This is a genomic window from Rhizobium sp. P1_E1, assembly GCF_056406015.1.
This window is the reverse complement of sequence record NZ_JBFUAY010000290.1, coordinates 1-4,772: the sequence shown is the minus strand read 5'-3', so window position 1 is coordinate 4,772 and position 4,772 is coordinate 1. Positions and strand designations below refer to the sequence as shown.

The window sequence follows — 4,772 nt, the reverse complement described above, 5'->3', positions numbered from 1 at the left end:
GTGACGATCCGTATAGGTCCGGATCAGGCGCGAGGCGATCTTGGTGCAGAAAACCGGGGTCGTCGTGACGCCGAAAGTATGGAAGAGCACGGCAATATCGAAGCGGCCGTAATGAAAGATCTTCTGATGGGTGGGGTCTTCGAGCAGGGCGACAAGATTTGGCGCCTGCTTCTGGCCGGCGGCGATGCGGATGATATCGGCGGTGCCGTCACCCGGCGAAAGCTGGACGACGCAGAGCCGATCGCGGCGCGGCACCAGGCCGAGCGTTTCGGTGTCGATTGCTATCGCGCCGGTGTAGCGGGCGGCATCGGCCGCGGAAATATCGCCTTCGTGAAAACGTATGGTCGCCGCCATGAGACTGTCTTTCGTTCGAATGCATCCCCTACAGCGCCGCGCGTCTTTTCGAGAGCCGCRAAGGACGCTGTGGCACTTTGAATGGCTGCATAATTTTATCCTCAAATCGATTCCGATTTAAGGAATTATGCAGCAGCGCTATAGCGCAAAGGCGCAGAATGCGAAACCGCTTTCCTGCCACTAGAGTGCCGTGCGTCCTCTCGGACGGATTTAGGACGCTCTACCTCTCTTAATCTTCGCATCGTGCTGGCGGTTCAGAAAGTCGGCGGCGTGTTAATCCAGAGAAGCACGGTTTCGCCATCGTGGCGATTGCGCCAGGAATGGTCGCGGCGGCTTTCGAAATAAAGTGAATCGCCTGGCCCGAGATCGAAGAATTGATCGCTGTCGAGCACCAGTTCGAGCCGGCCGGACAGAACATGCATGAATTCCTCGCCCTCGTGGCGATAGGCGCCTTCGCTGGCAGCACCCGGCGCCAGCACGAAACGATGGCAATCCATCATCCTGCGGCCTTCGGCAAGGAGCTGCACCGTGACACCCGGCGTTGTTTCCGGCCACTTGCGCCATTCGCCGGCGCGCACCAGCACCGGCACGTCCCCGCTTTCTTCGCCGGAAAGGCGGGAGACGGTGGTGCCGTAATATTCGGCAAGATCATGCAGCGTCTTGAAACTGACGCCCTGCGAGGTGCGCTCCAGCGTCGAGAGCGTCGACGAGGTGACGCCGATGTCGCCGGCCACCTGATCGAGCGTCTTGCCGCTCGCATGGCGCAGGCTGCGCAGCTTGCGGCCGAGACCGTTGTCCTGGCTTGCCTCGGCGCTATCAGCGGAGGGCTCCTCGCTCTCCAGCGCCTCGCGGATTGCCGCGGGATTGAGGCCACGCTCGACACGATACCAGGAGATGCGCTTCAACCGCGCCACGTCGTCGGCGCTGTATTGCCGATGACCGGTTTCCGAACGGCCGGGAACCACCAGACCCTGGCTTTCCCAGAGGCGCAGCGTCGAGGCCGAAACGCCTGCCAGCCGCGCGGCTTCCGCCACCTTGTAGCGTACAGGTCCATTATCGTTCATCCGAAAGTATCCCCGATTCCAATCGCCCCAGAGCCTTCATCAAAAAGCGCGATGTTTGAAGCAAAAAATGTCGCTTGATTTCTTGCAGGAAAAATGTAGGAACTTTCTACACATCTTGCAGAACTTATGCAAGATAGTTCTGAAGCCCCTTTTCAGCGCAGGAGCGCATCGATGAACGCGATCAACCTTACGGACCGGAAGAACGCTGCTATTTCACGCGGCGTCGGCATGACGACACAGATTTATGCGGATCGCGCAGAGAATGCGGAGATCTGGGACAAGGAGGGCCGCCGTTACATCGATTTCGCCGCCGGCATCGCCGTTCTCAACACCGGCCACCGCCATCCCCGGGTCATCGCAGCGGTCAAGGATCAGCTCGACCGCTTCACCCATACCTGCCATCAGGTGGTGCCCTATGAAAGCTACGTCCATCTGGCCGAACGGCTGAACGTGCTGGTGCCCGGCGACTTCGAGAAGAAGACGATCTTCGTGACGACAGGCGCCGAAGCGGTCGAGAACGCCGTCAAGATCGCGCGCGCCGCAACCGGCCGTTCGGCCGTCATCGCCTTTGGCGGCGGCTTCCATGGCCGCACCTTCATGGGCATGGCGCTGACCGGCAAGGTCGTGCCCTACAAGGTCGGTTTCGGCGCGATGCCGGGCGATGTGTTCCACGTTCCCTTCCCGATCGAGCTGCACGGCGTCACCGCCGATCAGTCGCTGGCGGCGTTGAAGAAGCTCTTCGCCGCCGATGTCGATCCGCAGCGCGTCGCCGCCATCATCATCGAGCCGGTGCAGGGCGAAGGCGGCTTCTATGCGGCCCCCGCCGCCTTCATGAAGGCGCTGCGCGAGCTCTGCGACCAGCACGGCATCCTGCTGATCGCCGACGAGGTGCAGACCGGTTTTGCCCGCACCGGCAGGATGTTCGCAATGGATCACCACGAGGTGGCGCCTGACCTGACAACGATGGCAAAGAGCCTGGCCGGCGGCTTTCCGCTCGCCGCCGTCACCGGCCGCGCCGAAATCATGGATGCGCCGGGACCGGGCGGGCTCGGCGGCACCTATGGCGGCAATCCGCTCGGTATCGCGGCCGCCCATGCCGTGCTCGACGTCATTGTCGACGAGGATCTCTGCAACCGGGCCAACCAGCTCGGCGGGCGGCTGAAGCAGCGGCTGGAATCGTTGCGCGAGACGGTGCCGGAGATCGTCGATATCCGCGGACCGGGCTTCATGAATGCGGTCGAATTCAACGACCGGACGACGGGACTGCCGAGCGCGGAATTCGCCAACCGGGTGCGGCTGATCGCGCTCGACAAGGGTCTGATCCTGCTCACCTGCGGCACCCACGGAAACGTCATCCGCTTCCTCGCGCCGATCACCATCCAGGACGAGGTCCTCGGCGAAGCGCTCGATATTCTCGAAGCCTCAATGCTGGAGGCGAGCGCGGGCAAGTGACCGCACCGAACCCGGATTTCAGCGGCTGCCGGCAACCGGCAGCCGCACTCCCAAGGAGGATATGACATGGCTTTCACCAACGCGCTGACCAAGCACGTTCCCTTCTCCTCGCCGCTGCTGCGCGATGCCGGCTATATCGACGGGGTCTGGACATCAGGCGATGCCACTCGGACATTCGACGTCCTGAACCCGGCAACCGGCGAGCTGCTCGCCTCGCTGCCCGATATGGGTGCGGCCGAGACGCGGGCGGCGATCGATGCGGCCCATGCCGCCCAGCCGGCCTGGGCAGCCCGTCCGGCCAAGGAGCGCAGCGCAATCCTGCGCAAATGGTTCGACCTGATGGTTGCCAATGCCGACGAACTCGCCGCAATCCTGACCGCCGAAATGGGCAAGCCGTTCCCGGAAGCGCGCGGCGAGATCCTCTATGCCGCGGCCTATATCGAATGGTATGCGGAAGAAGCCAAACGCATCTATGGCGAGACGATCCCCGCGCCTTCCGATGATAAACGGATGATCGTCATCCGGCAGCCGGTCGGCGTCGTCGGCACGATCACGCCGTGGAATTTCCCGGCGGCGATGATCACCCGCAAGATCGCCCCGGCGCTTGCCGTCGGCTGCACCGTGGTCTCGAAGCCCGCAGAACAGACGCCGCTGACGGCGATCGCGCTTGCCGTACTCGCCGAGCAGGCCGGCATTCCGGCCGGCGTCTTCAACGTCATCGTCGGGATCGACGGCCCGGCAATCGGCCGCGAACTCTGCGGCAACGAAAAGGTGCGCAAGATCAGCTTCACCGGTTCGACGGAGGTCGGCCGCATCCTGATGCGGCAGTGCGCCGACCAGATCAAGAAGGTGAGCCTGGAGCTCGGCGGCAACGCGCCCTTCATCGTCTTTGACGATGCCGATCTCGACGCTGCCGTCGAAGGCGCGATCGCCTCCAAATACCGCAATGCCGGCCAGACCTGCGTCTGTGCCAACCGTCTCTATGTCCAGTCGAACGTCTATGACGCCTTCGCCGCCAAGCTGGCCGCCAAGGTCGCCGAGATGTCGGTCGGCGATGGCTTCAAGCCGGGTGTCGTGATCGGGCCGCTGATCGACGAACAAGGCCTTGCCAAGGTGGAAGATCATGTCAGCGACGCGCTCGCCAAGGGCGCCAAGGTGCTGACCGGCGGCAAGCGCATCGATGGCGYCGGCACCTTCTTCATGCCGACGGTGCTGACCGGCGTTGCGCGCGGCATGAAGGTGGCGCGCGAGGAGACCTTCGGGCCGGTGGCGCCGCTCTTTCGCTTCGACACGGTCGAGGATGTCATTCAACAGGCTAACGACACGGAGTTCGGCCTCGCCGCCTATTTCTACGCCGGCGATCTGAAAAAGGTCTGGCGGGTGGCGGAAGCGCTGGAATACGGCATGATCGGCATCAATACCGGCCTGATGTCATCCGAGACGGCACCCTTCGGCGGCATCAAGCAATCCGGCCTCGGCCGCGAAGGCTCGCGGCACGGCGCCGACGACTATCTGGAAATGAAATATCTCTGCATCGGCGGCGTCTGATTCACCATCCTAATGAGACAGGCACGCGGCAGTGCGCCGCGTGCCGTCAATAATGCGGCGGGCGGGTGATGCCAGGCGCTTCCAGCGACTGCTCCTCGAGCGACAGGAAGCGTTCGGTGAGCCGGTCGAGCTTGGTGCGCATCTGCTCGACCGTTTTCCATTGCTCGGCGAGCTGATCGGAAAGCTCTTCGATCGTCTTTGCCTGGTGGGCCAGCATTTCTTCCAGCTGGGTGATGCGGTTCGTCTCGTCGGACATTAGAGCCTTTCCGGGTTAGATTGCAGCATTCTGCCGGAGCAGATTTTCGTCAGGGCAAAGGCGATTGGCGAAGGGCATACCCCTTGGTACGTCCGAGC

At 62.9% G+C, this 4,772-nt stretch carries 4 protein-coding genes and 1 pseudogene; 2 read left to right on the top strand and 3 right to left on the bottom strand.

The features are described from left to right. Both AC1D1Z_RS34200 and AC1D1Z_RS34195 read right to left on the bottom strand, forming a co-directional pair. Positions 1–354, bottom strand: a pseudogene (locus AC1D1Z_RS34200) (ribonuclease D); the annotation flags it as partial. Positions 355–608: 254 nt separating this feature from the next. Then, a complete protein-coding gene (locus AC1D1Z_RS34195) occupies positions 609–1,418 on the bottom strand; it encodes a MerR family transcriptional regulator (protein ID WP_018448043.1) in 810 nt (269 codons plus the stop codon). A 171-nt stretch (positions 1,419–1,589) separates the two neighbouring features. On the opposite strand from AC1D1Z_RS34195, the gene AC1D1Z_RS34190 reads away from it, so the two are divergent. Together AC1D1Z_RS34190 and AC1D1Z_RS34185 are read left to right on the top strand one after the other, a co-directional pair. Further along, on the top strand, positions 1,590–2,870 hold the full coding sequence (locus tag AC1D1Z_RS34190) for a 4-aminobutyrate--2-oxoglutarate transaminase (RefSeq protein WP_018244239.1): 1,281 nt from the start codon (positions 1,590–1,592) through the stop codon (positions 2,868–2,870). Positions 2,871–2,936: 66 nt separating this feature from the next. Continuing rightward, a complete protein-coding gene (locus tag AC1D1Z_RS34185; protein WP_477853233.1) occupies positions 2,937–4,418 on the top strand; it encodes an NAD-dependent succinate-semialdehyde dehydrogenase in 1,482 nt (493 codons plus the stop codon). Between the two features lie 46 nt (positions 4,419–4,464). Here the strand turns inward: AC1D1Z_RS34185 and AC1D1Z_RS34180 are convergent, their stop codons facing one another. Beyond that, positions 4,465–4,674, bottom strand: coding sequence for a SlyX family protein (locus AC1D1Z_RS34180; RefSeq protein ID WP_012759624.1), 210 nt, complete (start codon positions 4,672–4,674; stop codon positions 4,465–4,467). Positions 4,675–4,772 lie beyond the last annotated feature (98 nt).